This is a genomic window from Epilithonimonas hominis (assembly GCF_003730015.1).
GTDB lineage: Bacteria > Bacteroidota > Bacteroidia > Flavobacteriales > Weeksellaceae > Epilithonimonas > Epilithonimonas hominis.
The window spans coordinates 56,531-79,729 of record NZ_RJTU01000008.1 but is presented as its reverse complement, the minus strand read 5'-3'; the positions used below and the strand labels follow the sequence as shown (position 1 = coordinate 79,729).

Sequence of the window (23,199 nt, the reverse complement as noted above, 5' to 3'; positions counted from 1 at the left end):
TGCAAATATAGTACTTTTTTGCTTTCTTTGGAACATGAAACGTGTTTTTTTATCACTTATTTTATTTCTTTTTTCACTTTCGTGTAAAAAAGAAAATACTAGATGGGCAGGCGAAACTGTAAAAATCTCATCTAGAGTAAATTACGCTGATGATTCCAAAAAATTAATTATCAACTCCGGAAAATTCCAAAATGCAATTTCTAAGGAAAAATTGCCGTTTAAGAAAGCTATGCTTCTCAGTTCAAGCTTGATTGGTTACTTTTTGGAACTTGGTATAGAGGATAAAATTAAAGGGGTTTCTAGTCCGGAATATGTTTTTTCGGAAAAAATCCATCAGCTCATCAATGAAAATAAGATTATTAACATAGGAAATGAACAGAAATATGATATCGAAAAAATAATTAGTAGTAAGCCTGATGTTATATTTACGAATTATGTGCCTAATTTTTCCAATACTTATGATATTCTGAAGAAAAACGGAATAGAAATTATCTTTTTAGACGAGTATTCGGAGCAGAATCCATTAGAAAAAACAAAATACTTGTTACTGTTTGGTAAACTGTTTGATGCGGAAGAAAAAGCCGAAAAATCATATAAGAATATTGAAAATAATTATCAGAAAATCAAACAGCTCTCAATGACAATGCCGCGTAAACCTAGAGTTATTTGTAACGAAATGTACGGAAGTCAGTGGTTCGTCCCCGGTGGTAAATCTTTTGTTTCGAAATTAATAGCCGATGCAGGTGGTAATTATTTTTTAAAAGACAATACAGAAACCGTTTCTGTGCCTCTTAGTTTTGAAGAAGTTTTTGTAAAATCTGAAAATGTCAGTTACTGGATCAACATCAGTCCCCATCGCAATAAAAAGGAGTTGCTGGTACTTAATCCCAATTATAGCAAAATGAAAGTGTTTAATTCAGGATCACTCTTTATGATTAATAATCGTGAAAAGGATAATGCTAATGATTATTTTGAATCAGGCGTTGTGCGCTGCGATTTGGTTTTGCGGGATTATTTTAAAATTTTTCATCCAGATGACAAAACATTTCAGAAAGAACCTTTAATTTACATGAAAGAACTCAAATAAATGGAAACACAGAATTATAAAGTCGATTTCTTTGCAGGAATATTGTTAATCATAGGATTATTTGTAGGAGCTTCAGTCGCGTACGCAGTCGGTCAGGGTTTATCTGCTTTGTTGACAAATGATATTCGGGAAACAGCTTGGTATCAGGCCTTGGCTTATCTTATTACGTTTGTCACCCCAATTTTATTTTTTGACTTTTTTGTGGTTAGAAAAGATGGCGCAAAACTCCGTTTCGATTTTTCTACGAAACCACTTAGAGTCTATTTGTTGATATTCCCAATGATGTTTGGGATGATGCTCATTGCAGATTATACGACACAGCTTATCCCGACAACCGGAGATTTACTGGGCCCACTTTATAAATTATATACAGAAGAATTTGCAAAATTGCAGAAGTCGCCTGTTGCGATGATCATAATGACCGTTATTCTCGCACCAATTCTTGAAGAGATATTATTTCGCGGTATTATTATGAAAGGAATGATAAATAACGGTACAAAACCACTTCTTGCTATTGCATTATCTGCTTTCATTTTTGGAGTAGTACATTTCAATCCCTGGCAATTTGCAGGCGCACTTTTATTGGGTTTGGTATTAGGTTTGGTGTACTACAAAACCAAATCATTGCTAATGTCTATCTTGCTGCACGCGTTTAACAATCTGATTTCTGCAATGCTGATGCTGTATTCAGATTCGGAAACATTCTCCCAATTATTTGGAATTAGCAATGGAATATTATTAATAATGGGCATCGTGATTTTCATCATTCCATTTTATTTTTTCGCCATTAAGAAAAATATCATTTATAAAGACTAATTTTATGGCAGCATTTCCGTCTTCCACTCCCAATCTTTGTTGCTTTTTGCAAAAAACAACAAAGGATTTCCGTTCAAGCCGGGCTGCAGATTTTGTCCTACAATGTCCTTTTATGATATTATTAAAAATTAATAAATAATCAATTATTATTATAAATTAACAATTATATTTATGGAAATTCTGGTAGCTACGCATAACCTTCATAAAAAAGAAGAGATTCAGCAGATTCTCGGAACAGAATATATTGTAACAAGTCTTTCAGACTATAATCTGAATGACGAAATCATAGAAGATGGCAGCACATTTCAGGAAAATGCACTAATAAAAGCAAAATATTGCTTCGAAAAAACAGGAAAAGAAAGTGTTGGTGATGACAGCGGACTAGTGGTAGAAGCGCTTGGCGGAAGGCCGGGTATTTTTTCTGCGCGCTATGCAGGAAATCATAATTTTAAAAAGAATATAGAAAAAGTATTGGACGAAATGAAGGATGAGCCTAACCGGAGAGCCTACTTCATAACAGTATTGTGTTACAAAGATGCAGATGGAGAACATTTCTTCGAAGGTCGTGTATATGGCAATCTTACCAATGAAGTTTTTGGAGCGGATGGTTTTGGTTATGATCCTATTTTTGTTCCAGATGATTATAATCAGACGTTTGCTGAAATGAAAACTGCAGAAAAAAATAAGATAAGCCACAGAAGTGAAGCTTTAAAAAAATTCTTAGATTTTCTTAATTCAAAAGGGGGTGTAATGTAAATTTTGTCATGTTTTCGTATATTTACCCTCTAATTTCCAATATAAATAATAAAATTGAGTACATATCTTACAATTTTAGGTTTTAATTCCGCTATTCCGACCATCAATTCATCGCCCACTTCTCAGTTTCTGGAAATGGAAGAGCGTCATTTTTTAATAGATTGCGGCGAAGGAACACAAGTCCAGATGCGAAAAGCCAAGGTAAGATTCTCAAAAATTAATCATATTTTTATATCACACCTGCACGGCGATCATTGTTTTGGATTGCCAGGATTGGTAGCATCCTTCAGATTATTAGGAAGAAAAACACCACTAAATATCTATGGTCCGAAGGGCATCAAAAAAATGCTAGAAACCATTTTTGAAATCACAGAGACGTACAAAGGATTTGAAGTGATTTACCACGAGCTGGAAGGTAAAGAATCTGTAAAAATCTATGAAGATAAAAGAGTAGAAGTCTATACTATTCCGCTCAGTCACAGAGTCTACTGTAATGGTTATCTCTTTAAGGAAAAGCCAAAAGAGCGTCATCTTAATATGAAAGAAATTTCTAAATATAAAGAAATAGAAATCTGCGATTTTCAGAACCTGAGACTCGGGAAAGATTTTGTTTTAGAAGATGGATCTATTATAGAAAATCAATTACTGACAACAGATCCTAGGGATTCTGTTTCTTATGCTTTTTGTAGCGATACCAAATATAAGGAAGACATAATCCCAATCATAGAAAAGGTAGATGTGCTATATCACGAATCTACTTTTCTTCATAATCTGAAAGAAATGGCAGATTATACAGGGCATTCCACCGCTTTGGAAGCGGCTACAATAGCAAAAAAAGCACAAGCTGGTAAGCTTATATTGGGACATTTTTCCAATCGTTACAGCGACTTGAGTGTTATGACTGCGGAAGCCCGACAGGTTTTTCCTAATTCTTTTCTTCCAAAAGCGCTTGAAACTGTAAAAATTGGTTAAACTTCATCGATACTTACGATGCAGATAGCTGAGGTAATACAAAGCAATGAGCAGAAAAAAAAGCACATCTGTAATGCTTTCCATCTTGCCTGAAAATTTTGCTTTATCGGTTTTTATGGCAAGAAAAGATAAAGTACATCTTGAAACCAGATAATAGCAAATACCGCAAGTTCATTTAGTGTAGGAGCTTGGCAAGTTCCAAGTAAGTCTTAATCAATACGCAACATCGCTAAAGATGGTACAAGCATTAAGAATGTGAGGTGCTGTTTTTTTCATAACTCAAGAGTGTTCAAATGTCGCATATCGTCTAACAATACTGGAAATTTCTAACGATTTTATATTTCATTAAAATATTCTTCAATCTTAAAAATATCATTTTCGTAAAAATTAGCGGAAAAATTTTATATTTGTCAAAACTCTAAGGTATGCAATCAACTTATATAGAAACCCAGCAGATTTCTTTTCAGGACTTCAAAAAAAGCGTCATCAATGATTATCGTTTAGGACGTATTTCCCGTGAAATGTCTTATCTTGGAAGACGTGAAGTGCTTACAGGAAAAGCCAAGTTTGGGATTTTTGGTGATGGTAAAGAATTGCCACAACTTGCAATGGCTAAGGTGTTCAGAAATGGTGATTTCCGCTCTGGTTATTACAGAGATCAGACTTTTGCGCTGGCAGTAGATGCTGTTTCTATAGAAAGTTTTTTTGCGCAACTCTATGCTGACACAAGTGTAGATAGAGATCCAGCGTCTGCAGGAAGACAGATGAACGGACATTATGCAACGAGAAGTTTAAATGCAGATGGAAGCTGGAAAAACCTGATGGAACAAAAAAACATTTCATCAGATATATCGCCAACTGCTGGGCAAATGCCTAGATTATTAGGTTTAGCCCTAGCATCTAAAGTTTATAAGTCAATAAAATTTGATGGTTCTGAGAAATTTTCAAATGGCGGAAATGAAGTTGCTTTTGGAACAATTGGAGATGCTTCTACTGCCGAAGGTCATTTCTGGGAAACCCTGAATGCCGCTTGTGCATTACAAGTTCCAATGATTGTTTCGATTTGGGATGATGGTTATGGAATCTCTGTTCCGACACAAAATCAAAGGGCAAAAGCTGATATTTCTGAAATGCTTTCTGGTTTTAAAAGAAATGAAGGTGAAAACCAAGGTTGCGAAATTATAAAAGTAAAGGCCTGGGATTATCCTGCACTGATGGAAGCTTATGCCAAAGCAGAACATTTTGCAAGACAGGAAAGTGTACCTGTGGTGATCCACGTAACCGAAGTGACGCAGCCTCAGGGACATTCTACCTCTGGATCGCACGAACGATATAAGTCTGAAGATAGGCTAAGCTGGGAATCTGAATTTGACGGATTAATAAAATTCCGTGAGTGGATACTTGATTATAATATTGATATTGATGGCAATGAAGAATTCCTCGCTACTTCGGAAGAATTAGATCTTATTGATGTCGAGGCCAAAAAATTGGTGAAAGAGGGTCAGAAAAGAGCTTGGGAAGCTTACCAAAAGACAATTTCGGATCTTGCTTTGGAAGTTTTGCCTTTGGTAGAAGCACTTGCTAAGAATAATTCAGAAATTAAAAATTTGATTGAAAATTTCAACAAAATTATATCCAAAAGCAAGAGAGATATCTTCCATTTAGTAAGAAAAACTTTGTTAATGACCAGAGATTATCATTCTCCCGAGAAAGCTGCGCTTACATCTAAATATCAAGATATTAAAATAGTTGAAAAAGATAATTACTCTTCGCATCTATATTCCCAATCGGAGTGGAAAGCGACCAATATTAAGGAAGTAAAACCGGTATTTTCCGAAGCTTCCAAAGAGGTGGATGGTAGAGTAGTAGTAAGAAATAATTTTGATAAGATATTTGAGAAATATCCGCAGGCATTGGTGTTTGGCGAAGATGCAGGGAATATCGGTGACGTAAATCAAGGTTTGGAAGGACTACAAGAAAAGTACGGTGATGTCAGAATTGCTGATACAGGAATTCGAGAAGCAACTATTCTTGGGCAAGGAATTGGAATGGCAATGAGAGGACTAAGACCAATTGCCGAAATCCAGTATTTAGACTATATTTTATACTGTCTCCAAGGAATGAGTGACGATCTTGCCACGGTTCAATACAGAACAAAAGGCGGACAAAAAGCGCCGGTAATTATCAGAACCAGAGGCCACAGACTGGAAGGTATCTGGCATTCTGGATCGCCTATGGCGGGCATACTGAATCTTTCGAAAGGTATCAATATTCTGGTTCCTAGAAACTTAACTAAAGCAGCAGGTTTTTATAACACGATGCTTCAAAGTGATGAGCCAGCGGTGATTGTAGAATGTTTGAATGGCTACAGATTGAAGGAAAAGCAACCCGATAATCTGGGCGAATTTACTGTTCCTGTCGGGAAAATCGAAATCACAAAAGAAGGTTCGGATGTAACTTTGGTAACTTATGGTTCTACGTGGAGAATTGTTTCCGAGGCTGCAAATGAGTTAGAAAAATTAGGAATTTCATCAGAAGTTATTGATATTCAATCGTTAATTCCTTTTGATTTGTCTGCCGAAATAGCTCAAAGTATTAAGAAGACAAACAGATTGGTGGTTATAGATGAAGATGTGGAGGGCGGAACATCAGCTTTTATACTTCAGCAGGTTTTGGAGAAGCAAAAAGCGTTCAGATATCTGGATTCTGATCCTCTGACCATTTCCGCAGAAAACCACAGGCCAGCTTATGCCAGCGATGGTGATTATTTTAGCAAGCCATCAGCAGATGATATTGTAGAAAAAGTATACCAACTTTTTAATGAACTAAATCCTGAAAAATATCCGCCTATTTACTAATCACAGTTTAAAATAAACCAAAAAGACCTTTTGAAGATTCTATTTTCAAAAGGTTATTTTTTTGTAAATCATTTACAAAATTTTGTTCATTGTCAAAACGGATTTCTAAACCCTCAAAAGTAGATTTACGTTTGGAATAACCTTTCATAAAATCTTGATTATTGGTCCATTGCTGAAGATCATTTTTTCTCATCCAGCTAACAAATTCGTGGTTTGAAGTAGTCCGTAGGCTTCTGTTTCGTCTGATTAATGTATACTTCATTGGGTTAGTTTGATGTAAAATTAATAATTATTATTTATAATTCATATATTAATTTTTTTATTAATCCTTTAAACAATTGTTTATAGTTTTTTATAAATCATCCAATTTGTTTTACTTATTTTATAAATAAGCATACTGATTATAATACAATTTGTTAATTGTCCTTTGAGAATGCAAGAATTTCATAATTTTTAAGCGATTCAATCAAAATCTTTCATTATAAACTTTCAAAGTTTTTTCATAAATTTTCAGAATATTTCCAACCTTTTTTAAACTTATGCATCTTTCTATATAAAAGCCATTCTATGGAAAACGACCTATACATTAGATGCAAAAATAAAGACCGAAATGCGCAGCGGGAGCTTTATGAGCAATACGCAGGTCGGTTTTTTGTGACTTGCAAACGCTATCTGAAAAATGATGAAGACGCCGAAGAAATATTGGCAGATTCTTTTTACCAGATTTTCACCAAACTTCATCAGCTCAATAATCATCTGGTTTTTGAAGCGTGGGCAAGGAAAATTGTCGTCAACCAATGCTTGCAGAAACTTCGCAAAAAGCAGCCTTTTTCTATTTCTATCGAAGAGCAATTTGTTGATTTGCCAGATTCTGAACCAGAAAATATATCGGAAGAAAAGAGCATTTTGCATCTTCTCAATTTTTTGCCAGAAGGTTGCAGGACGATTTTCAATCTCTTTGCAATGGAAGGCTATCCTCACAGAGAAATTGCGGAAATGCTATCTATCTCAGAAGGAACATCAAAATCTCAAGTCAGTTTTGCCCGCAAAAAATTGCAGGAATTGGTAAAACTGTAAACCGTTAATTCTTAAAGTTTAAAAAATGGAAAATCAAGATATCGATAAAATGTTTAACGACGCTGGAAAATCAGCGGAAGAAAACCCAAAGTTTCCAGCCTTCGAGAAAGTGTGGGAAAAAGTAGAAGAAAAACTCGACAAGAAAGAAAATAAAAAACGAATCATTCCGATTTGGCTGCCTTACGGAATTGCGGCTGGATTAGCATTTACATTTGGTGTTTTATATTTTATGAATGATAATAAAGTTAAAATTGAACCTCAAATTGTAGAAAATAAACAAGGAAAACCAACCAATCCAAATCTTTTGGAAACTTCAAAAAAAGTTGAAGAAATCAATGAAACTTTCAAAGAGAATCTGAGCAGAAATCCAATTAAACCTACTGAAGGAAAAGATATAATTGCTTATCACGAAGTTGAAACTAAAAAAGATGAATTCGATGATTTATATAAGGAACTAAGAGAGAAATATAAAACGGATGATATTTATGTCAAAAAAGACGAAAATGGAAAAATTATAGCTTCTGTGAATAATCAATCCGATTTTAGTATTACAAACAAAAGATTTCATGGGGTTGAATTAGAAAGAAAAAGTAATGACGCTATTTTTTCTCAGGAAAAATCAGAATCTACAAATGATGAAAAATACATAACTCGTGTTGATAAAGGAAAAACCATTATTGCAAAATCCGAATTACCTCCACCAGCAATTCCGAAACGTTTGGAAACTACAGATGGACTTGTCACTAATGAAGTTTTTGAATCTACATACACGCCACCACCACCGCCGCCTTCTACTGCCAAATCTTCCACGGTTGCAAAAGTTTCTGCATTGTATGCTGCAGAAAAAGCTAGAGAAATTTCTGAGTCCACCAAAAAAAAAATGTTGGCGTTAGGCGCTGGAAAATCATCATTAGAAGGGAAGGTCGCAGGTCTGAAAATGTCAGGTGGAGAAGCTGCAGGCGCTTCTAGTAAAATTATGCTGCGTGGAGCTGCTTCTGTTGATTCATCAAAAAAACCGTTGTACATTTTAGACGGAAAAGTGTCTTCTCTAGAATACATAAAGTCCATAAACCCAAAAATTATTGAATCTGTAAATGTTCTCAAAAAAGACGCAGCTACAAGTCTTTACGGAGCTCAAGCCGCAAATGGAGTCGTTGTCATCAAAACTAAAAATCTGTCAAGAAGAGAATTAAGAAAATTAAATAGAGAATACAAACTCGAAAATAAAAATAAAGAAGAAGAAATTATACTTCCAGATGCAGGAAAACTAACGGCAGGCGAAGTGAATGACTTTTCCAAATGGAATTATTGGCAAGATATTGCGGTCCCAATACTTGATCAATACAAAGAAACATGGAAATTTTTTCCGGACAAAAGAGTTTCGGTCCAATTAACCAATTTTGATAATAATCCTATTATTGGCAAAAAACTGAAATTGATAAATGATAATAATGAAACTGTTTGGGAAAGCGTAACAGATAACCGTGGAAATGTGGAGTTGTGGATTTCTTCTCTCACCACCCAAAAAAATGTGTTTGGGAATTACAGAATAGAAGATGAGTTTGGTAATGTTCTGTCACAAAATGCAAAAGAATTCCGAAATGGGCAAAATCTGATTAAAATCAACGAGAGTTGTACCAAAAAAAGAGCTTTGGATTTGGTTTTCGTGGTAGATGCTACAGGATCTATGGGCGATGAAATCAATTATCTGAAATCAGAATTGTTAGATGTTTTGAAAAAAGTAGAATCTAGCCTGAAAAATACAAATGTAAGGTACGGTTCGGTTTTTTACAGAGATCACGGTGATGATTATATAACTCGCAAATTCGATTTTTCTCACAATGCGGAAAATCTAATTGATTTTATCAAAAAACAAAGCGCAAAAGGCGGAGGTGACAGGCCTGAAGCCGTGGTAGAAGCGGTGGAATCTTCAGTTGATGAACTAAGCTGGAGTAACGAAAATACTACCAAGATAATGTTTCTTCTTCTGGATGCGCCACCGCATTTATCCGATGAAAACATTGAAAGGCTACATCAAAAAATTAAATTGGCGTCTAAAAAAGGAATCACCGTCATTCCGATTGCAGCCAGCGATACCGATAAACAAACGGAATATCTGATGCGTACTTTTGCATTGCTTACTAATGGAACCTATACTTTTCTTACCAATGACAGCGGCATCGGGAATAATCATATCAAACCAACTGCAAGTGAATATGAGGTTGAAAAATTGAATGATTTATTGTTAAGATTGATTCTACAGCGTTCCACAGTTCCGGATTGTAAAAACGGCGTCCTGAAAGAATTTATCAATAAAAAACTAGAAGTAGAAAGTCTGGATAAAAAGGATTATGCGACCAAAATCTATCCCAATCCTACAAAAGGTTTTTTCAAAGTTGAAACGAAACGGGATATCGAAGAATTTTTGATGTATGATTATACAGGCAAGATATTATTAAGGAAAAATAATTTAAGCAAAGGTTCTAATTCATTGGATATTTCCAGCTACCCTAATAGTGTTTATGTGATCCGGCTGAAATATGGAACTGAATCAGAAACTTTTAAACTCCTAAAGAATTAAATTTTAAGCAACTTTTAAAGTTGCTTTTTCTCATACTATGCTTCCAATAATTTTCCGTAAATTCGCATAAATTTTTTAATCACAATGAACTACGATATTATTGTTATAGGAAGTGGACCTGGCGGTTATGTGACTGCAATCAGAGCTGCTCAATTGGGTTTCAAAACAGCCATCATCGAAAAAGAAAACCTTGGAGGTATTTGTCTTAACTGGGGTTGCATCCCAACGAAAGCACTTCTGAAATCGGCTCACGTTTTCAATTATCTGAAACACGCAGAGGATTATGGTCTTAATAAAGTGGAAAATCCGGGATTCGATTTCACGAAAGTGATCCAAAGAAGTAGAGGCGTGGCTTCCAAAATGAGCGGCGGAATCCAGTTCTTGATGAAAAAAAATAAAATCGATGTGATAATGGGAACAGCCAAAGTGAAAGCTGGCAAAAAAGTTTCTGTTGTAGATACGGAAGGAAAAACAACTGAATATTCTGCAACTAATATTATCATCGCAACTGGCGCACGTTCTAGAGAATTGCCAAACTTGCCTCAAGATGGTAAAAAAGTAATTGGATATAGACAAGCATTGTCGCTTCCTGAGCAGCCAAAATCTATGATTGTTGTAGGTTCCGGCGCCATCGGAATTGAGTTCGCAGATTTCTACAACGCTATGGGAACCAAAGTGACTGTAGTAGAATTCTTGCCAAACATTGTTCCTTTGGAGGATGAAGAAGTTTCAAAACACGTAGAGAAGTCTCTGAAAAAATCTGGAATAGAAATTATGACCAATTCTTCTGTAGAATCTGTAGATACTTCTGGAAATGGCGTGAAAGCAAAAGTAAAAACAGCCAACGGAGAAATCACTTTGGAAGCAGATATTCTTCTTTCTGCTGTCGGAATTGCTGCAAATGTAGAAGGAATAGGCCTGGAAGAAGTAGGAATAAAAACAGATAAAGGAAGAGTTCTTGTCAATGAATGGTACGAAACTTCTGTTCCGGGATACTATGCCATCGGCGATATAATACCTACTCAAGCTTTGGCGCACGTTGCTTCTGCTGAAGGAATTACTTGTGTAGAGAAAATCAAAGGAATGCATGTTGAGAAAATCGATTATGGCAATATTCCTGGTTGTACTTATTGTCATCCGGAAATCGCTTCTGTTGGTTTAACGGAAAAGCAAGCCAAAGAAAAAGGTTATGAACTGAAAGTTGGTAAATTCCCTTTTTCAGCTTCTGGAAAAGCTACAGCTAACGGTGATGTAGACGGATTTATCAAAGTGATTTTTGATGCAAAATATGGCGAGTGGTTAGGATGTCATATGGTGGGCGATGGTGTCACGGATATGATTGCGGAAGCCGTTGTTGCCAGAAAACTAGAAACCACAGGACACGAAGTTCTTAAAGCGATTCACCCGCATCCAACAATCTCTGAAGCAGTGATGGAAGCTGTTGCGGCTGCTTATGGAGAAGTGATTCATATTTAATGAGATTAACATAATATTCATATTGTAAAACCACAGATTGTTCTGTGGTTTTTTTAATTTTACTTAATGGAAAATTCAAAATTAGGTCTGGTGTTGTCTGGAGGTGGAACCCGTGGATTGGCTCACGCTGGTGTATTAAAATTTCTCAATGAAAAAAATATCAAACCAAATATTCTTTCCTGTTGCAGTGCTGGGTCTATTGTAGGATCTCTTTACGCTTTTGGTAAATCACCGGAAGAGATTCTGGACTTTTTCCAGTCAATCTACTTTTTTAACTGGAAACATTTTACTTTTAATCAGCCAGGATTGGTTTCTTCCGCAATATTCTCCACTTATCTCAATCCTATTTTTGAGGATATGACAATTGGAGATCTGGACAAGGATATTAGAATTGTTGCTACAGAACTTATTACAGGGCAGCAAAAAGTATTCGAAAAAGATTATAAAGTGGTAGATGCAATTATCGCTTCTTCTTGTATTCCGGGGATATCCACACCTTATTTCATCGGAACAGAAATGTACAGTGACGGAGGTGTTTTGAATAATTTTCCTGCAGATGTTATTCATAATGAATGTGATAAATTGATAGGTGTATATGTTACTCCGCCGCAGGATGTGGAAGTTAGTGATCTGAAAAGTATCCGTTCGGTTACTACACGTGCCTATGAGCTGTTGTCTCATAGAACTGAGATATATAAATTTGCGTTTTGTGATTGGTTTATTACGTCAAAAAAGCTTTCTAAATATGGGACTTTTGAAAGAAAACCCAACAGATTGGAAGCTATTTTTCAAATTGGATATGATGAGGCGAAAAGAACATTTCACGAAAATCAACAGGAATTTGAGTTGATATTTTCTGAAAAAGATTAAACCATTTTCTCCCCACAGATTTTGCAATATCTGGCGCTGTCGCCGTGATCATCATTTCCGCATCTATCGCATTTTAAATCGCTTCTTCTTCTGCGGAACTCTGATGTTACAATGCCTGTGGGAACAGCTATTATACTATAACCGCACAGCATTACAATGATAGATAAAAGTTTTCCTAATGGTGTGGCGGGCGAAATATCTCCATAGCCAACTGTAGTTATGGTTACCACGGCCCAATAAACACTTTGTGGTATACTGCTGAATCCGTTTTTACCATCTTCTACAACATACATCATAGCGCCGATGATAACTATGAAAATAATCATAAACAGTAAGAAAATGTAAATTTTTCTGGAGCTGTGTTTCAGAGCCGAAACGATAAATCGCCCGTCGTGCATATAATCTGCCAGATTGAAAATCCTGAAAATCCTCAAAATTCTCAACATTCTGATAATCGCAACAAAATGCCATACAGGAAAAATCAAGCTGATATAAAATGGAATAATCGATAAAAAATCAATGATTCCTATCGGACTAAAAATATATTCTTTCCTGTCTTTGATACAGATAATTCTGAGTAAATATTCTATGGTGAATATAATTGTGATGAAAAATTCGGCATAATAAAACTCCTTGTAATATTGCAGTGTTACTATAGGAATTGTTTCTACCATTATCAAAACAGTACTGAAAACTATCAGAATCAATAGGGCAATGTCAAATGTTCTTCCGGCTTTTGTGTCTGATAGATAAATGATTTCGTAAATCTTCTTTCTCCAACCATCTTCTGGTATAAGATCAAATTCAGGCTTGATTTTCATAACTCAAAACTAAAATTAAAGTTATAAAAGTAATTAAAATAACTCTTTGTTTAAAACATTAGACAAAAGTCTTTTTTATTAAGACAAAAGTCGTATATTTGTAAAAGGAAATTACAAAATGAAAAAATATAAAACTTCAGAAACTTCTTCCAGTAGTGTTCAAGAGCCGTCTACGTCTTATGGTTATCAAAATTTTGATGATGTTGGCATTTTTAGTTTGATAGATATTGCCCAAAAAGGAATTTCTTTCAAAATCTTTGATGGTTTGTCAAAAAAATTTCCTTTTTCTATGCAAGATTGGGCAGATTTTCTTCACATTTCTGGAAAGACATTATCCCGTTATCAAAAAGAAGACAAGTCTTTTGATGTATTACAATCAGAAAAAATATTGCAAATAGAAATGCTTTATAAAAGAGGGGAAGATGTTTTTGGATCTTCCGAGAATTTCTTAATATGGTTGCAGTCGGAGAATATTGCTTTGGGCAAAACAAAACCTCAGGATTTATTGGGTAGTGTTTTTGGAATATCACTTCTTATGGATGAGCTAACTCGTATAGAACACGGTGTTTTAGCTTAATATTGATGATAGTTTACAGGCTTTCCAAAGAAATCTACGCTACAGACCTTTCTGGAAAAGGAGCGGAAATTACTGGTGCAAGATGGAATAGCAAAGGAAGACCTGCTCTTTATACAGGTCAGTCGATTGCTTTGTGTGTGACGGAAATTGCGGTTCATATTCCTTTGGGGATTTTGCCCAAGGATTATCGATTGGTCCAGATAGAGTTTCCAGATATTGATTTCCTTGAACCAAAAAGATTACCGAAAGACTGGAATACTTTTCCTCACCCAGATAGTACTCAGAAAATTGGAGATAAATTTTTACGTGAAAACAAATTCTTAGTAATGAAAGTTCCTTCGGCTGCAGTTCAAGGGGAATTCAATTATATAATCAATCCGAGACATATTAATTTTCCTGAGGTGAAAATTAAAATAATAGAAAAATTTACTTTTGATGATCGATTGTTCATCAGATAATATCGCAAATATGAAAATTAAAGAATTTATAAATGAATTTGAACAAATAATTCCGGTAAGACAAGCGGAAGATTTTGATAATGTTGGATTGCTTTGTGGGAATCCGGATAGGGAGATTACAGGTGTTCTTATTGCGCACGACGCTTTGGAAAACGTCATCGATGAAGCAATTGGAAAAAAATTGAACTTCGTGTTTTGTTTTCATCCCATTATTTTTTCTGGTCTCAAATCAATCACAGGAAAAAATTATGTAGAAAAGGCTGTACTGAAGGCTTTGGAAAATAAAATTGCAATATATGCCATCCATACGGCTTTTGATAATGATTATTTTGGTGTCAATTATAAAATCTGTGAAGTTCTCGGGTTGAAAAACCAACAAGTGCTGATGCCGAAAAAAAATCAATTAAAAAAGCTGGAAGTTTATGTGCCTACAGATTCTGCTGAAAAATTGAGAAATGCCCTTTTCGTAGCCGGCGCCGGAAATATTGGTTTCTATGACGAATGTAGTTTTACCATACAAGGCGATGGAACTTTCCGACCATTGGAAGGTTCTAACCCTGTGACCGGAACGCATAATGAAAGAGAGAACGCAAATGAGGTTTTGATCAATGTAATTTTTGAAGATTATAAAACAAATCAGATACTTTTTGCAATGAAAGAAAATCACCCTTACGAAGAGGTGGCTTATCAGTTGATTACGCTGGAAAATGACAATCAGTACACTGGCTTGGGAAGGTGTGGTAATTTGGAACAGGAGATGGATGAGCTTGATTTTCTTACGTTTATAAAACAAAAATTTAATATTGACATTATCAGGCACAGTTCTTTAAATAACAAAAAAATCAGAACAATAGGTGTTCTTGGTGGGAGCGGAGCAAGCGGAATTAAGGCAGCGATGTCTGCAAAGTGTGACGCTTACATTACCGGTGATGTCAAGTATCATGATTTCTTTTTTGCAGAAGGCAAAATGCTGATTTGTGATATCGGGCATTTTGAATCGGAACAATTTGTGGTTCAACAATTATTTGAAATTTTGTCCGAAAAATTTACTACATTTGCAATCGCTAAAACGACACAAAAAACAAATCCTGTTAATTATTTTTTATAGATATGGCTAAAGTAAACGAAATTTCTGTTGAAGAAAAACTAAGAGCACTTTATGATCTTCAGATCATTGACTCACGTTTGGACGAGATCCGTAATACAAGAGGTGAATTGCCGATTGAGGTTGAAGATCTGGAAATAGAAATTGAAGGTCTTGAAAAAAGAGCCCAAAAATTTGAAAACGAAATTGCTGAGCAAAATGCTGAAATCAATGCGAAAAAAGACTTGATGAAACAGGCTCAGAATCTTATTGACAAATATAAAACCCAGCAAGATAACGTTAGAAATAACAAGGAGTTCGAAGCATTAGCAAAAGAAGTAGAATATCAGGAGTTGGAAATTCAATTGGCTGAAAAGAGAATCAAAGAATTCGGTGGGAAAATCGATCACAAAAAAGAAACTTTGTCTGATTTGAACGCTAAAATCGAGGAGTTGAAAAACCACTTGAAGCATAAGAAAAGCGAATTGGATAATTTGATTTCTGAAACTCAGAAAGAAGAAGATTATCTATTAGAAAAATCTAAGGAATTTGCTGAGAAAATCGATGACAGATTATTAGCTTCTTACCAAAGAATCCGTCAGGGTTCATCCACAGGTCTTGCTGTTGTAGGATTGGAAAGGGGAGCGCCAAAAGGATCTTTCTTCACAATCCCGCCTCAGAAACAAATGGAAATTGCTCAGAGAAAGAAAATCATTATAGATGAACACTCTGGTAAAATCCTTGTTGATGATGAATTGGTGAATGAAGAAACCGCAAAAATGCAGGATATTATCAAATTCAACTAAAATAGTTTGTTATTCAAATAAATAGAGCCTTGATTTTTCAGGGCTCTTCTCGTTTTTGTAAGAAAGTATAATTACCGGATATTAATAGTTCCAGAACTGCTTTCGTTTTTAGAAACTTTACTCAGGTCACCTCTTTTCACAACATCGATATCTCCGCTGGAAGAAGCACTTGCAGTAAGGCTGGTACGGACACCAATCGTAATGTCCGCCGAAGAAGAAGTCGTAAGAACAGCGTTGTCTGCCGTCAGGTTTTCAGCTTTGATATCTCCGCTTGAAGATGCTTGAGCACTTACGCGTTCTACTTTTCCTTTGATATTGATTCCGCCTGATGAAGAAGTTTGCATATTCAGATTTTTTGCATTGACTTCACCGTAAAACGCACCACTGCTGGAAGCTTGAATATTAATATTGTTTCCGTTGATATTTCCTTTGATGTTCCCAGAGCTAGAAACTTTCACATCAAGGTCAGAAAATTTAAAATCGTCTTTCAAAGTAATACTTCCGCTCGAATTGGCTACCAATCCGTCAAAATCCTTAGCATAGACTTTAATTTTGATTCTGTCTGTTGATATGTTCAGTTTACCTTCAGATTGGATTTTTACCTTCACTTTTCTTCCTTCCTGCTTTACAACCACATACTTCATTAGGTCAGAAGGTGCGTAAACAACTATTTTTTCTACATTGGATTTAAAAACTTCTGCACTCAGAGAACTTGAAATCTGCAACTCATCAAAGTCAACAGAGTAAGATTTTTCAATCACGTCGCCTTTTCCGGAATCTGATAATAGGTGGGAAAACATCACATCATTTGACCCGTTTTTGGTTTGTATGCAAGAAAAATTGGTAACCGATGCCAAAAGAATCAGGGATAAAAGTTTTATTTTCATAAGTATGATTTTTGATAATTTTGATTTGTTAATTAATATGACAATTGAACAGTTGTTTTCGTTACATCAAAAAATAAAATTTTTTATTTTAATTAATTTTCTAAATTTACAGCATTAAAAATAATTCATTGATTATGAAGAATATATTATTCGCCTTTGTTTTGATAGGTTTGTCTGTTTCCGCATTTGCACAATCTGGGCCTCCGGCTGGCGATGCGAAGGTAGGTGAGTTTTACGGTCAGGATGTTTCTGCAAAAGCTGTTAAGAAAGCTATTTCTGCAGACGAACTGAACAAAGAATTAAAATCTACACCAAAAATCGCTAAAACTTCTGTAAAAGGAAAAGTAACTGCTGTTTGCCCTAAAAAAGGATGTTGGGTAAGTTTGGCAACAGATTCCGGAGAAACATTTTTCGTTAAGATGAAAGATTATGCATTCTTTGTTCCAACGGCTCTGGAAGGAAAAACTGTTGTGATGGAAGGTAGTGCAGAAAGCAAAACTACTTCTGTAAAAGAATTGCAACATTACGCAGAAGATGCTAAAAAACCGCAAGCAGAAATAGATGCGATTACAGAACCAAAAACCGAAACAAGATTTTTGGCAAGCGCCATCAAAGTTGTAGAATAATTATTTCAAAATATAATTTATAAGCTTCAGATTTTTCTGAGGCTTTTTTATTTGGGCGTAAGATTCATACTTTAAAAGAGATTGTTTTTCGAAATTTGAACCAATTAATTTCTTTGTTGAGTTTGAAGTTTATACTGAGCTTGTCGAAGTACCTTTGCGAACCTTGTAATATTCTCAATAATTTCAAAGAATCTTTGCGGACTTTGTGTTTTTAAAAGAAATAGAGATATAGATTATGAAAATAATTATCCTATTCTCATTTGCATAATTCTTTTGAAACCCCGTCAATTCTACTTATATTTACACTCTAAATTTTCAAAAAATGGCAGACTGGAAAATCGTCAAAGAATACGAAGATATTACCTATAAAAAATCAAATGGCGTAGCAAGAATCGCTATCAACAGACCAGAAGTCAGAAATGCTTTTCGTCCAAAAACAACCTCAGAACTTTACGATGCTTTTTATGACGCTTATGAAGATTCTTCAATCGGTGTTGTGCTGTTGACAGGAGAAGGTCCAAGTCCAAAAGACGGCGGACACGCATTCTGTAGCGGTGGCGACCAAAAAGCACGTGGACATCAAGGTTACGTTGGCGAAGACGGAAGACATCGTTTGAATATTTTGGAAGTTCAGCGTTTGATTCGTTTTATGCCAAAGGCTGTGATTGCTGTAGTTAATGGTTGGGCAGTTGGCGGTGGACATTCGCTTCACGTGGTTTGCGATTTGACTTTGGCGAGCGAAGAACACGCTATTTTCAAACAGACTGATGCCGATGTAACAAGCTTTGACGGAGGTTACGGTTCTGCTTATTTAGCGAAAATGGTGGGTCAGAAAAAAGCCAGAGAAATCTTCTTCTTAGGAAGAAATTATTCTGCTCAGGAAGCTGCTGATATGGGAATGGTAAACGCTGTAATTCCTCACGCAGAATTGGAAGATACGGCTTACGAATGGGCGCAGGAAATTCTTGCTAAATCTCCAACATCAATCAGAATGCTAAAATTTGCAATGAATTTAACAGACGACGGAATGGTTGGACAACAGATTTTTGCAGGCGAAGCAACACGTTTGGCTTATATGACAGAAGAAGCAAAAGAGGGTAGAAATGCGTTCCTAGAGAAGCGTAAACCTAATTTTGGTGATGACCAGTGGATTTCGTAACATAATTGATAATCGATGAATGATAATAGATATCATTGTCATCATTTATCATTTATAATTTACCACTTATAATTAATATGAAACATTGGATACAAGCCGCAAGGCTTAGAACTTTACCGCTTTCTTTGAGTGGAATTATTATGGGAGCTTTCATTGCCAAATGGAGACTTTCTCAAGAAGGCGGAGTTTGGGATTGGAGAATTTTTGCTTTGGCGCTTTTAGTAACTTTATTATATCAAATTCTTTCCAATTTTGCCAACGATTATGGCGATGGTGTAAAAGGAACTGACAAAAATAGAATTGGTGAAGCAGAAAGTAGAGCAGTAGCTTCAGGAAAAATTACAGCAACTCAAATGCGAAATGCTGTTATTTTGCTTTCTATTTTATCATTTGTAGCAACAGTTGCTTTATTATACGTTGCTTTTTATCCTATAAATATTAGAGAATTCTGGATTTTCATCGGGTTGGGAATTGCTTGTATTTTGGCCGCAATTGGATATACTGTTGGTAAAAAACCTTATGGCTACTTGGGATTAGGAGATATTTTCGTGTTCATCTTTTTCGGATTGGTTTCGGTTTGCGGAAGTTATTTCCTGTTTACAAAAACCTTCGATTGCGATATTCTGATTCCGGCTTCTGCTATCGGAATGTTAAGTATGGCGGTTCTTAATCTCAATAATATGAGAGATATTGTGAATGACGAATTATCTGGAAAGAAAACGTTTGCATTGAGATTAGGCTACAAAAAAGCAATGATTTATGAAATCATTTTATTGCAACTTCCGATTTTATTAATGCTTACTTTTCTGATGATTAATTTCGCTAACAGCAATCAAGGAGTTGTCTATTATCCATTTATCGTGATGATTCTAATGTTCCCATTTATGAAATTGAGGAGAACAATTATGAAAATCCAAGAACCAAAACTACTTGACCCATTCCTAAAACAAGTCGGAATCTTAACTTTTATGATGGCTGTTTTGACGGCTGTCGGGCTTAATTTTGTTAATTAATAAATCAAATAAAAATGAAAATAAAATTCTTAGGACAAAACTGTTTTTTGTTCACATACAACGGAAAAACGATTCTTGCTGACCCTTTTTACAACTATCAGAAAGAGCAATCTGGTTTTGATATCAAAGCTCAGAAAATCGATTATATTTTGATTACACACGCACACGGCGATCATACTGGAGATGTGAAAGAAGTTCTTGAAAATCATCCAGATGCAACCGTTATTGGTCAGCCAGAGATTTGCGGATACTTTGGACATTCTAATAATATTGATATCAACTTTGGAGGTTCTGCAAAAATCGTTGATTTGAAGATTTCTATGGTTCCTGCTTTGCACACCAGTTCTTTCCCAGACGGAAGTTACGGAGGTTTAGCAGCTGGATATATTTTCAGATTTGCGGATAGAAGAAATCTTTATCTAGCTGGAGATACTGGTGTAAGTTCGGAAATGAGCTTGTTTCCGCAGGTTTTCGGGACTTTAGACTTGTCTATCCTTCCAGTTGGGAAACATTATACAATGTGCCCTAGAAAAGCGGCTTTTGCAGCATCAGAATTATTGAAAACACCAAAAGTGATTGGTTGTCATTTCGATACTTTTCCACCAATCGAGATCAATCACGAAGAAGCCAAAAAGCATTTCACTGATAAGAACATCGAATTCACTTTACCAAAACTAGGAGAGGAGTTCGAATTCTAACAAAAAATTAAGAGATTAAGTCAATTCAAAATCTTGAATATGGCTTAATCTCGTAACCTATAGAAATAAAAAATGGCAAGCTACCTAAATCACACCGCTACAACCGATTACCTTTGCTGCGTTCCCACCCTGGAGGATTCTCAGGAGCTGGTTGTTTAGGACTTGCCGGTGCAAAGATAGAAAAATATTGCAATTTCAAAAAAAGAATTAATGAAAAATCCTTTAACTATCGATATAATTGAGGTTAATAAATTGATTATTAAGGACAAAATTTTTCATTTTTTTTATTAATTAAGTATCAAAATTTAGATTTATGACAAAAAACCCGATAGCCTTTGGCTTTGGTTTGTACGCAATCACTATGTTTTTATTCTTCGTAGTGTATTATTTTTTCGCAGGACCAGATTATTTTAACATATCAATTAATGTGAATGCGTTTGGATTAACTTTCATTTATAGTTTAATGGGGTTTCTTTCTGTTTATTATCTGAGAAAGAATATTGGAGAAATCACTTATCCTCAGGCCTTTAAACAGATTTTTATAACATTATTTGTTGGCGGTTTTCTATCTTTTATGTCGATTTTTTTGTTTCTTAATTATGTTGATACAGATGCCAGAGATATGCTGAATCATCAACATATTGAATCAGAATTGACAAAGTTGGACGAGTCTTACAATAAGCAAATCAAAGAGATAAACCCAAAAGACACGGAAAAAATTAAAAGCTTGAATGATGAGTATAAAAAAATGAGCATTGGTATTAATGGTGCTAAAAAGCAAAATATTAATTATTTTTCATTCAGTTTTTTATCTGCTATTTTTGGAGGCGTTTTACTATTTTATTTACTTTTGTCTATCGTAATTGCAGGATTTTTGAAAAACAAAAAACGCTACGAATAGTTTGGTATCAATTTTATACGTATCTTTACTAAAATAATACGTGATGACGACAAAATTGACTTTGACTGTGGAAAAATCAGTTATAGAAAAAGCAAAAAAATACGCTAAAGGAACACAGAGAAGCCTTTCTGAGATGGTTCAGAAATATTTGGAATCTTTGGTTGAAGAATCCGATAAAAGTGAACTTTCGCCCAAAATCAAAAATCTAGCCGGTAGTTTGAAACTTCCTGAAAATTTTGATTATGATAAAGCATTAGATGATTATTATAAAGAAAAATATGATTTATAATGAATTTCTTTATAGATACCAATCTGATTTTAGACTTCTTATCAGAACGCAAACCATTTGCCGAGAATGCCAATCAGATATTCAATTTGGCTTATAACAAACATATTTTTCTTTATACATCATCACAATCGGTATTAACCTCACATTATATTTTAAAAAAAGCTTTTGCAGAAGAAAAAGTGAGAAAATCTCTGTCAGAAATTCTTGAAATAATAGAGATTATTTCTGTAGATAAAATAATTTTGCAAAAAGGTTTAAAATCAATTCATAAAGATTATGAAGATGCTGTACAGATTTTTTGTGCTCATAAAACAGAAAATTTAACAGGCATTATCACTCGTGATATGAAAGATTTCTCTACCTCAGAAATTTCGGTTTTTGCACCTGACGAAGCAATTATTTACATTAATAAAAAACTTAAAAGTTGAACCATTTGAATTTATCTATTATAGTTCCACTTCTCAACGAAGAAGAATCTCTGGAAGAACTCTTTACCAGAATCGACCAAGTTTGTCGAGACAACAAATTATCTTACGAAGTTTGGTTCATAGATGACGGAAGCACAGATTTGTCTTGGTCTATCATAGAAAATATGAAAATCCAACATCTGCAGATTCACGGGATTAAATTTTCCAAAAACTACGGAAAATCTCAGGCACTTCACGCGGCTTTTGAGAAAGTAAATGGTGATGTAATTATCACAATGGATGCTGATTTACAGGATTTTCCGGAAGAGATTCCTGAACTTTATGAAATGGTAACCACAGGAAATTATGACATTGTTTCCGGTTGGAAAAAGAAACGTTTCGATAATGTGATGACCAAAAATATTCCTTCAAAACTCTTCAATGCTGCGGCTAGAAAGGTTTCAGGAGTTTCGCTACACGATTTCAATTGTGGATTGAAAGCTTACAAAAAACAGGTCGTAAAATCCATTGATGTTTACGGCGATATGCACCGTTATATTCCGGTTTTGGCGGCCAATGCAGGTTTCAGAAATATCACGGAAAAACCAGTTCAGCATCAGGCAAGACCTTATGGAACTTCAAAATTCGGGACAGAACGTTTTGTTCGTGGATTTTTGGATTTGGTAACGCTTTGGTTTGTGAGCAGATTTGGTGGGAGACCAATGCATTTCTTTGGCGCTGTGGGAACTTTGATGTTCATTATCGGATTTTTATCAGCAATTTGGTTGGGTGTTTCAAAGCTTATTGATGTTTATATTTTCAAAATCTATGGAAACCTAATTGCAAACAATCCTTGGTTTTTTATTGCTTTGACCATGATGATTTTGGGAAGTTTACTTTTTGTAGCGGGATTCTTGGGCGAATTGATTATCAGAAGCAACCGCGAGCACAAGAATTATCACATCGAAGAAATGATTTAA

The 23,199-nt window shown here is 35.1% G+C and carries 24 protein-coding genes and 1 other RNA gene; 21 read left to right on the top strand and 4 right to left on the bottom strand.

Going from position 1 to position 23,199, the window contains the following annotated elements; translation table 11 throughout:
* The first annotated feature begins 34 nt into the window (after positions 1–34).
* The 5 genes from EGH73_RS00715 (at position 35) to EGH73_RS00695 (ending at position 6,489) form a co-directional block, all read left to right on the top strand.
* Complete coding sequence (locus tag EGH73_RS00715) at positions 35–1,087, top strand: ABC transporter substrate-binding protein (protein ID WP_123280221.1); 1,053 nt, start codon at positions 35–37, stop codon at positions 1,085–1,087.
* Positions 1,088–1,903, top strand: coding sequence for a CPBP family intramembrane glutamic endopeptidase (locus tag EGH73_RS00710; protein ID WP_123280220.1), 816 nt, complete (start codon positions 1,088–1,090; stop codon positions 1,901–1,903).
* Between the two features lie 171 nt (positions 1,904–2,074).
* A complete protein-coding gene (gene rdgB, locus EGH73_RS00705) occupies positions 2,075–2,659 on the top strand; it encodes an RdgB/HAM1 family non-canonical purine NTP pyrophosphatase (protein ID WP_376746206.1) in 585 nt (194 codons plus the stop codon).
* Positions 2,660–2,713: 54 nt separating this feature from the next.
* Positions 2,714–3,631, top strand: coding sequence for a ribonuclease Z (locus tag EGH73_RS00700; RefSeq protein ID WP_089769433.1), 918 nt, complete (start codon positions 2,714–2,716; stop codon positions 3,629–3,631).
* 425 nt (positions 3,632–4,056) lie between these two features.
* Entirely contained in the window at positions 4,057–6,489 is a 2,433-nt protein-coding gene (locus EGH73_RS00695) for an alpha-ketoacid dehydrogenase subunit alpha/beta (RefSeq protein WP_123280219.1), read from the top strand.
* A gap of 7 nt (positions 6,490–6,496) precedes the next feature.
* Here the strand turns inward: EGH73_RS00695 and EGH73_RS00690 are convergent, their stop codons facing one another.
* Positions 6,497–6,751, bottom strand: a complete 255-nt coding sequence (locus tag EGH73_RS00690; protein WP_124802589.1) for a hypothetical protein — start codon at positions 6,749–6,751, stop codon at positions 6,497–6,499.
* Between the two features lie 305 nt (positions 6,752–7,056).
* Here EGH73_RS00690 and EGH73_RS00685 point away from each other — a divergent pair, with 305 nt between their 5' ends.
* The 4 genes from EGH73_RS00685 (at position 7,057) to EGH73_RS00670 (ending at position 12,493) form a co-directional block, all read left to right on the top strand.
* Complete coding sequence (locus EGH73_RS00685; protein WP_123280218.1) at positions 7,057–7,566, top strand: RNA polymerase sigma factor; 510 nt, start codon at positions 7,057–7,059, stop codon at positions 7,564–7,566.
* A gap of 25 nt (positions 7,567–7,591) precedes the next feature.
* Entirely contained in the window at positions 7,592–10,147 is a 2,556-nt protein-coding gene (locus EGH73_RS00680) for a VWA domain-containing protein (protein ID WP_123280217.1), read from the top strand.
* A gap of 84 nt (positions 10,148–10,231) precedes the next feature.
* Entirely contained in the window at positions 10,232–11,623 is a 1,392-nt protein-coding gene (gene lpdA, locus EGH73_RS00675; protein WP_123280216.1) for a dihydrolipoyl dehydrogenase, read from the top strand.
* Positions 11,624–11,689: 66 nt separating this feature from the next.
* Entirely contained in the window at positions 11,690–12,493 is an 804-nt protein-coding gene (locus tag EGH73_RS00670; protein WP_123280215.1) for a patatin-like phospholipase family protein, read from the top strand.
* Here the strand turns inward: EGH73_RS00670 and EGH73_RS00665 are convergent.
* Positions 12,490–13,314, bottom strand: a complete 825-nt coding sequence (locus tag EGH73_RS00665) for an ion transporter (RefSeq protein ID WP_123280214.1) — start codon at positions 13,312–13,314, stop codon at positions 12,490–12,492. The genes EGH73_RS00670 and EGH73_RS00665 overlap by 4 nt on opposite strands.
* 118 nt (positions 13,315–13,432) lie before the next feature.
* Here EGH73_RS00665 and parS point away from each other — a divergent pair, with 118 nt between their 5' ends.
* From parS to EGH73_RS00645, 4 genes are read left to right on the top strand one after another with little or no spacing between them, the layout of a single operon-like run.
* Positions 13,433–13,891: a type II RES/Xre toxin-antitoxin system antitoxin gene (gene parS / locus EGH73_RS00660; RefSeq protein WP_089769448.1), complete on the top strand. Its 459-nt coding sequence runs from the start codon at positions 13,433–13,435 to the stop codon at positions 13,889–13,891.
* Positions 13,892–13,896: 5 nt separating this feature from the next.
* The gene (locus EGH73_RS00655; protein ID WP_089769450.1) at positions 13,897–14,349 is read left to right on the top strand and encodes an RES family NAD+ phosphorylase; all 453 of its coding nucleotides are present in this window, start codon (positions 13,897–13,899) and stop codon (positions 14,347–14,349) included.
* A 10-nt stretch (positions 14,350–14,359) separates the two neighbouring features.
* Positions 14,360–15,457, top strand: a complete 1,098-nt coding sequence (locus EGH73_RS00650) for a Nif3-like dinuclear metal center hexameric protein (protein ID WP_123280254.1) — start codon at positions 14,360–14,362, stop codon at positions 15,455–15,457.
* Positions 15,458–15,459: 2 nt separating this feature from the next.
* Positions 15,460–16,239 (top strand): zinc ribbon domain-containing protein, encoded by a 780-nt coding sequence (locus tag EGH73_RS00645; RefSeq protein WP_123280213.1) that lies wholly within the window; start codon positions 15,460–15,462, stop codon positions 16,237–16,239.
* Positions 16,240–16,310: 71 nt separating this feature from the next.
* Here the strand turns inward: EGH73_RS00645 and EGH73_RS00640 are convergent, their stop codons facing one another.
* Positions 16,311–17,126 carry a GIN domain-containing protein gene (locus EGH73_RS00640; RefSeq protein ID WP_123280212.1) on the bottom strand — a complete coding sequence of 272 codons (816 nt, stop codon included), beginning with the start codon at positions 17,124–17,126 and terminating at the stop codon, positions 16,311–16,313.
* 134 nt (positions 17,127–17,260) lie between these two features.
* Between EGH73_RS00640 and EGH73_RS00635 the strand changes: the two genes are divergently transcribed.
* From EGH73_RS00635 to EGH73_RS00620, 4 genes are all read left to right on the top strand, one after another.
* The gene (locus EGH73_RS00635; protein WP_123280211.1) at positions 17,261–17,752 is read left to right on the top strand and encodes a DUF4920 domain-containing protein; all 492 of its coding nucleotides are present in this window, start codon (positions 17,261–17,263) and stop codon (positions 17,750–17,752) included.
* 322 nt (positions 17,753–18,074) lie between these two features.
* Entirely contained in the window at positions 18,075–18,911 is an 837-nt protein-coding gene (locus EGH73_RS00630) for a 1,4-dihydroxy-2-naphthoyl-CoA synthase (protein WP_089873884.1), read from the top strand.
* Positions 18,912–18,988: 77 nt separating this feature from the next.
* Positions 18,989–19,924, top strand: coding sequence for a 1,4-dihydroxy-2-naphthoate octaprenyltransferase (menA, locus tag EGH73_RS00625; RefSeq protein WP_123280210.1), 936 nt, complete (start codon positions 18,989–18,991; stop codon positions 19,922–19,924).
* Between the two features lie 14 nt (positions 19,925–19,938).
* Entirely contained in the window at positions 19,939–20,622 is a 684-nt protein-coding gene (locus tag EGH73_RS00620; protein WP_123280209.1) for a metal-dependent hydrolase, read from the top strand.
* 70 nt (positions 20,623–20,692) lie between these two features.
* Here the strand turns inward: EGH73_RS00620 and ffs are convergent.
* An RNA gene (ffs, locus tag EGH73_RS00615) (signal recognition particle sRNA small type) lies at positions 20,693–20,790 on the bottom strand.
* Positions 20,791–20,935: 145 nt separating this feature from the next.
* Between ffs and EGH73_RS00610 the strand changes: the two genes are divergently transcribed.
* The 4 genes from EGH73_RS00610 to EGH73_RS00595 are packed head-to-tail and all read left to right on the top strand — an operon-like array spanning position 20,936 to position 23,199.
* Positions 20,936–21,523: a DUF4199 domain-containing protein gene (locus tag EGH73_RS00610; RefSeq protein ID WP_123280208.1), complete on the top strand. Its 588-nt coding sequence runs from the start codon at positions 20,936–20,938 to the stop codon at positions 21,521–21,523.
* A gap of 43 nt (positions 21,524–21,566) precedes the next feature.
* On the top strand, positions 21,567–21,812 hold the full coding sequence (locus EGH73_RS00605; RefSeq protein WP_123280207.1) for a DUF6364 family protein: 246 nt from the start codon (positions 21,567–21,569) through the stop codon (positions 21,810–21,812).
* Complete coding sequence (locus tag EGH73_RS00600) at positions 21,812–22,240, top strand: type II toxin-antitoxin system VapC family toxin (RefSeq protein ID WP_123280206.1); 429 nt, start codon at positions 21,812–21,814, stop codon at positions 22,238–22,240. Before EGH73_RS00605 ends, EGH73_RS00600 begins: the two co-directional genes overlap by 1 nt.
* 5 nt (positions 22,241–22,245) lie before the next feature.
* Positions 22,246–23,199 carry a glycosyltransferase family 2 protein gene (locus tag EGH73_RS00595; protein ID WP_123280253.1) on the top strand — a complete coding sequence of 318 codons (954 nt, stop codon included), beginning with the start codon at positions 22,246–22,248 and terminating at the stop codon, positions 23,197–23,199.

What these genes read in the sequence shown, in the direction of transcription:
- EGH73_RS00630 (WP_089873884.1), top strand. Translation starts at nt 18,075, where the DNA reads ATGGCAGACTGGAAAATCGTCAAAGAATACGAAGATATTACCTATAAA.
- EGH73_RS00645 (WP_123280213.1), top strand. Translation starts at nt 15,460, where the DNA reads ATGGCTAAAGTAAACGAAATTTCTGTTGAAGAAAAACTAAGAGCACTT.
- EGH73_RS00600 (WP_123280206.1), top strand. Translation starts at nt 21,812, where the DNA reads ATGAATTTCTTTATAGATACCAATCTGATTTTAGACTTCTTATCAGAA.
- EGH73_RS00695 (WP_123280219.1), top strand. Translation starts at nt 4,057, where the DNA reads ATGCAATCAACTTATATAGAAACCCAGCAGATTTCTTTTCAGGACTTC.
- EGH73_RS00620 (WP_123280209.1), top strand. Translation starts at nt 19,939, where the DNA reads ATGAAAATAAAATTCTTAGGACAAAACTGTTTTTTGTTCACATACAAC.
- EGH73_RS00670 (WP_123280215.1), top strand. Translation starts at nt 11,690, where the DNA reads ATGGAAAATTCAAAATTAGGTCTGGTGTTGTCTGGAGGTGGAACCCGT.
- menA (WP_123280210.1), top strand. Translation starts at nt 18,989, where the DNA reads ATGAAACATTGGATACAAGCCGCAAGGCTTAGAACTTTACCGCTTTCT.
- EGH73_RS00665 (WP_123280214.1), bottom strand. Translation starts at nt 13,314, where the DNA reads ATGAAAATCAAGCCTGAATTTGATCTTATACCAGAAGATGGTTGGAGA.
- parS (WP_089769448.1), top strand. Translation starts at nt 13,433, where the DNA reads ATGAAAAAATATAAAACTTCAGAAACTTCTTCCAGTAGTGTTCAAGAG.
- EGH73_RS00650 (WP_123280254.1), top strand. Translation starts at nt 14,360, where the DNA reads ATGAAAATTAAAGAATTTATAAATGAATTTGAACAAATAATTCCGGTA.
- rdgB (WP_376746206.1), top strand. Translation starts at nt 2,075, where the DNA reads ATGGAAATTCTGGTAGCTACGCATAACCTTCATAAAAAAGAAGAGATT.
- EGH73_RS00715 (WP_123280221.1), top strand. Translation starts at nt 35, where the DNA reads ATGAAACGTGTTTTTTTATCACTTATTTTATTTCTTTTTTCACTTTCG.
- EGH73_RS00610 (WP_123280208.1), top strand. Translation starts at nt 20,936, where the DNA reads ATGACAAAAAACCCGATAGCCTTTGGCTTTGGTTTGTACGCAATCACT.
- lpdA (WP_123280216.1), top strand. Translation starts at nt 10,232, where the DNA reads ATGAACTACGATATTATTGTTATAGGAAGTGGACCTGGCGGTTATGTG.
- EGH73_RS00655 (WP_089769450.1), top strand. Translation starts at nt 13,897, where the DNA reads ATGATAGTTTACAGGCTTTCCAAAGAAATCTACGCTACAGACCTTTCT.
- EGH73_RS00685 (WP_123280218.1), top strand. Translation starts at nt 7,057, where the DNA reads ATGGAAAACGACCTATACATTAGATGCAAAAATAAAGACCGAAATGCG.
- EGH73_RS00605 (WP_123280207.1), top strand. Translation starts at nt 21,567, where the DNA reads ATGACGACAAAATTGACTTTGACTGTGGAAAAATCAGTTATAGAAAAA.
- EGH73_RS00680 (WP_123280217.1), top strand. Translation starts at nt 7,592, where the DNA reads ATGGAAAATCAAGATATCGATAAAATGTTTAACGACGCTGGAAAATCA.
- EGH73_RS00640 (WP_123280212.1), bottom strand. Translation starts at nt 17,126, where the DNA reads ATGAAAATAAAACTTTTATCCCTGATTCTTTTGGCATCGGTTACCAAT.
- EGH73_RS00635 (WP_123280211.1), top strand. Translation starts at nt 17,261, where the DNA reads ATGAAGAATATATTATTCGCCTTTGTTTTGATAGGTTTGTCTGTTTCC.
- EGH73_RS00710 (WP_123280220.1), top strand. Translation starts at nt 1,088, where the DNA reads ATGGAAACACAGAATTATAAAGTCGATTTCTTTGCAGGAATATTGTTA.
- EGH73_RS00690 (WP_124802589.1), bottom strand. Translation starts at nt 6,751, where the DNA reads ATGAAGTATACATTAATCAGACGAAACAGAAGCCTACGGACTACTTCA.